5 protein-coding genes are annotated in these 4,760 nt (G+C 43.7%); all 5 read right to left on the bottom strand.

The window, feature by feature from the left end; all coding sequences use genetic code 11:
- The coding region (locus BN1234_RS13625) for a glycoside hydrolase N-terminal domain-containing protein (protein ID WP_170308047.1) at nt 1-433 on the bottom strand (433 nt) is incomplete at its 3' end.
- 268 nt (nt 434-701) lie between these two features.
- Nucleotides 702-1,703: an AI-2E family transporter gene (locus BN1234_RS13620; RefSeq protein WP_054957220.1), complete on the bottom strand. Its 1,002-nt coding sequence runs from the start codon at nt 1,701-1,703 to the stop codon at nt 702-704.
- A 143-nt stretch (nt 1,704-1,846) separates the two neighbouring features.
- Nucleotides 1,847-2,446, bottom strand: coding sequence for a phospholipase D-like domain-containing protein (locus BN1234_RS13615; protein WP_054957219.1), 600 nt, complete (start codon nt 2,444-2,446; stop codon nt 1,847-1,849).
- Between the two features lie 204 nt (nt 2,447-2,650).
- The gene (locus tag BN1234_RS13610; RefSeq protein ID WP_054957218.1) at nt 2,651-3,073 is read right to left on the bottom strand and encodes a VOC family protein; all 423 of its coding nucleotides are present in this window, start codon (nt 3,071-3,073) and stop codon (nt 2,651-2,653) included.
- Between the two features lie 49 nt (nt 3,074-3,122).
- Nucleotides 3,123-4,664 (bottom strand): 2-isopropylmalate synthase, encoded by a 1,542-nt coding sequence (locus tag BN1234_RS13605; protein WP_054957217.1) that lies wholly within the window; start codon nt 4,662-4,664, stop codon nt 3,123-3,125.
- Between the last annotated feature and the right edge of the window lie 96 nt (nt 4,665-4,760).

Below are 4,760 nucleotides of genomic sequence, written 5' to 3'. Positions count from 1 at the left end.
AAACCGCCGTATTCAAATCCAATGCTCGTCTATATTCATGGATTGTTTGCCGGAAAGTTAACGGGGATAAGTGCAAACTGTCCATTCCCAAATCAGTAATCCATATGTCTCCGAACGGTTGATAGCTGCGCGGCCCGGTATGCGGGGAGAGTACCTTCTCTTGAACCAGCTGCTCCGCTTCTTCACACTTGCCGGCAAAGAGCAGTTCTCTTGCTTGGCAGAGTGCCTCTTTTGCATACGGCTGATGTACAGGTACGGGTGGGCCTGCCCAAATCGATTCCTCATTGATCTGTATCCGTTCTGTAGGATAATCGCCATAGATCATGGCGCCAAGACGGCCATTCCCAATCGGAAGCGCACGATTCCAATGCTGTTCTGCTGTTTCCTCTGGTAGTGAAGAAGGCTGGTCATACCATAGCTTTAAATCATTCACGATGTGCGTGGCTCCTTTCATACTCGGATGTTTTCTTGGCGAAAGTGCTGTAAACAGTTATTTGAGGATATCTTAAATCGTAATCATAGATTCAACAATCATTATTCAATCCTTTTATGACACTATTTTGATAATCTAAGGCTACTTGCCTCACTATGCTTTCTACAGCAAAACAAAAATGGTCATTTTTCGCTGAAACTTCAACTCCGTATGTACAGCCATAAAAAAATACACGTCTGTTTAGACGTGTATCTTATTCTTATCCTTGTTATTCCGACTGCTCGACACCCAGCACATCCAGCAAAAACATGAATATCGGAATCCCGATAATCAAGCCCCATATTCCGAGGTAATGCTGAGAGAATATCAGAATAATGAATGTATAGAACATGGGCAGCTTTGTTTTGAACGCATACAGTCGTGGATTGAGAAAATACGTCTCAACCGCATGAATGACCAATATCATAACAATGGTCCAGAACACCAGAGTTAGACCACCGATCTGATAGCCAATGATTCCGATAGGGATGAAGGATATAATAACACCCGCCACAGGAATGAGACTTAACAGGAATACCATGATCGTGAGCGCAAACAAATACGGGAAACCAAGGATCCATAGTCCCACCATGGTGAGAGCCGTATTAAACACAGCGATGAGCAGCTGCACTTCAATCACTTTACCAAAAGACGAGACAAATTTCTGACCGAAATAGTGAAATTCTTTATACGCCCAGCTGATTTTGCTGTAGCGCAATTTTTCTGTGAATTCGTTGACCTTCTTTTTCTGAATGAGATAAAAAAAGCTCAGCAGGAGCACAAAGAGAATAATTTCAAGCCATTTTCCCAGCATCATAATATAATTAACCACATTCCCCAGGTACTTCTGGAAGTCCAGCTTTTCAAGGGCTGCCGCTATCATTCGGCCAAATTCATCTTGGGGGGATGAGTTCATAAACTTTGTAATATTATTAAACATATCCACAACCTGAATGACAATCTTAGGCACATAGTTCACCAGTCCGAATACAAGCGAAGTCACCAGAAGCAAGTATAGAATTATGGTAACAACGATCGGTGAGATCGGAAACAGTCGATTAAGCTTTCTCGTTACGAAGCCTTCCAGTCGTCCCATTACAAAGGTGACAAGGAACAACAGTAAAAGGAGGTTAAGCATATGCCGCAGACTGTAGAGCAGCAAGAGCACTAACAACAGAAACAAAATTCTTTTAACAATCGGTTGAGCAAAAAAAGTTTTCAAAAATTCCATTAGCTTCCCTCATTTTATATTATATCTATCCTATGATTATATGTTACATGTTATGAGTTAGCCAGAAATAAAATAGTTGTAATATTTGCTTCAGTTAAGACTGGCAGAAAGTTAATGGAGAGCGGATATCCGGGATCAATCTTCTATTTATATTCTTTAAAACGCTCCGTATTATCCCACAGATTGTTAAAAGCCGATTGAAACTTCCTTCCCACCTCATCGTCCTCGATAAAAACAGCTACATCATCATTCTCCTCGACAGAGGATTTCAAATAATTAAATGACCCCGTCTCCACCTTGTTCCCATCTGCGATTATCATCTTTAAATGCATCTTGCCATCGTGGGAGTTTACCTTAATAGGGACACCCGCATCCTGAAGGAGCTCCAATGCCTTCTTCTGCTTTGCCTTCTCTTCCGCGTGGCTCAGATCGGTAATCATTCTTACATTCACTCCCCGTTCAGCAGCGTTAATTACTGCCTCAACGATCGGCTCGTAATTAATACTGTATATTGCAATATCGAGTGTTGATGCTGTTCCATTAATCAATTGAATAATTAACTCTTCCGGATGATCACCCTCCTGTGTGAATTTTACCTGTACACTGGGTGAACTAGACACGTTCTCACCGGGTGCTTGATTCTTTTTTGCAGTTTCCTGTTCTACCGGCCTCGAGGAGCAACCAGCAATAGACACACAAGTGACTAACAGCGACCACGTGATCAATCGGCTCATTATTCTCATGGCAACACACTCCGTTATTATTATCAATCCATCATATCAAAACCAAAGACACATCACCAATATTTACCTTTAGTTACACACATTTGATTACAGTGCTAGTGTTTCGGATATATTACATTTGCCTAAGTCTCGTCTCCTCCACCACAAACAAAAAGCCCGGATGATGATATCAGCCGGGTTCTTCGTTAAGATCCGAAAACTTATTTAGTCTGCCAACTCCCACGCCGGATTCCAAACGACTTCCCATAAGTGCCCATCCGGGTCCAAGAAGTGACCGGAATACCCGCCCCAAAAAGTATCTTGAGCCTGTGCAGTTATCGTAGCCCCCGCTTGTTCTGCTTGAGACATTACTTCATCTACTTCTTCTTTACTTCCCACATTATGACCAATCGTAAACTCGGTGGAGCTTGGAGCAGAATGAATAACCCCCGCTTCATGTGCAAGATCTTTTCGATTCCAGATCGCAAGCTTCAAGCCTGCCTGTAAGTCAAAGAAGGCAACCGCTCCATGCTCAAACTCGCTCCCTATAATTCCTTGTGTCGATAGCCCAAGCCCATCACGATAAAATCGTAATGAACCTTCCAAATCATCCACTCCAAGTGTAAGCACTGAAATTCGTGGTTTCAACGTGTAACTACTCCCTTCACTCTTAAAGGATCCGTGTACCCTTGTATCTTTACACCTGATCTTCTTGCGCTGTATCAAGCAAAACAGCATTAATGCTGTTAATAAAAGCTAATGCACTGGCTTTAATGATATCGGTATCCATCGCACGTCCAGAGTATATTTTGCCTTCATATTCAATCCGGATATTTACCCGGCCAATGGCTTCTTTCCCCCTGGAAAGGCTGTTGATCTTGTAATCCTTTAATTGGACGTCCAGGCCGACCAAAGTTTTAATAGCGCTATATAGGGCATCGATCGGGCCATCGCCTACCATGCTGTCCTTATAAGTGTCATTCCCTCTTCTTAGCTTCACCGTTGCCGTTGGATAGAGATCATTCGTCACGACCTGAAACGAATCCAGCTCATACAGATGGCTGCTGACTTCTTCATGCATGCGGTGCTGGGTTAACAAATAAAACACATCATGGTCGTATACTTCATTCTTGGCATCGGCGAGCAGCAGGAATTTTTCAAACAGCGCTTCAAAATCTTCACCTTCACCTGTTTCGAAGCCAAGCTTCTCCACGGCATTCTTAAACGCATGTCTTCCGGAACGTGCAGTCAGAATCAGTTCCATGCTGTCCGCTCCGACTTCCTCTGGCGACATAATCTCGTACACCTGTTTATCCTTAAGCAGCCCGTCCTGGTGAATTCCGGATGAGTGCGCGAATGCATTTTCACCCGTAATCGCCTTGTTCACCTGCACATCAAGTCCCGTCAGATGAGTCAGCAGACGTGAAGTTCTGATAAGCTCCTTCATATGGATATTTGTACGCGCATTAAAATGATTGGATCTCACCTTGAGTCCCATAACGACTTCCTCAAGCGAGGTGTTACCTGCACGCTCTCCCAAACCATTAATCGTACACTCTACCTTCTCGGCACCATTTCTAACTGCGCTCAGTGTGTTCGCAGTTGCGAGCCCGAGATCATTATGACAATGCACACTGAGAATCACTTTTTCATCCAGATTCTTCAGGCGCTCGTTAATTTTCCGGATCAACTCGCCAAATTCATCAGGGACTGCATAACCGACCGTATCCGGGATGTTGATCATCGTTGCCCCGGCTTTTACGACGGCTTCGATTGTAGTCCATAAATATTCAAAATCGGACCTGGATGCATCCTCCGTTGAATACTGCACATAAGGCAGCAGTGTCTTTGCGTACTTCACTGCATCCACACCCATTTGCAGCACTGCATCTTTCGAACGGTTAAATTTCTTCTCAACGTGAATGTTCGAGGTGCCGAGCACAATATGAATAAGCGGGTTTTGGGCAAGCTTAATACTTTCATATACAGCATCGATATCACTCTTTACAGCTCTGGCAAGGGCCGTAATCGAGATGCTGTCACCCACTGTTCTTGCAATTTCCTGAACAGAATGGAAATCTCCTTGAGAAGATGCAGGAAAACCCGCTTCGATAATATCCACATTAAGTCTCTTCAGCTGCTGGGCAAACTCCACCTTCTGTTGAACATTCAGTTTTGCACCTGGCACTTGTTCCCCGTCGCGCAGCGTTGTATCCAATACAATAATGCTCCGTTCCATCAACAGTTCCTCCTTCGAGATCTTAATTCATATATATATATGAAGCGGGGTTGATTAAATCCGGAATTTAATCAACAAAAAAACCCCGCCTCTATG

The sequence above is a fragment of the Paenibacillus dakarensis genome (assembly GCF_001373415.1).
GTDB lineage: Bacteria > Bacillota > Bacilli > Paenibacillales > Paenibacillaceae > Paenibacillus_AQ > Paenibacillus_AQ dakarensis.
Note: the sequence above shows the minus strand (reverse complement) of the source record. Positions and strands in the feature narration are given on the sequence as shown.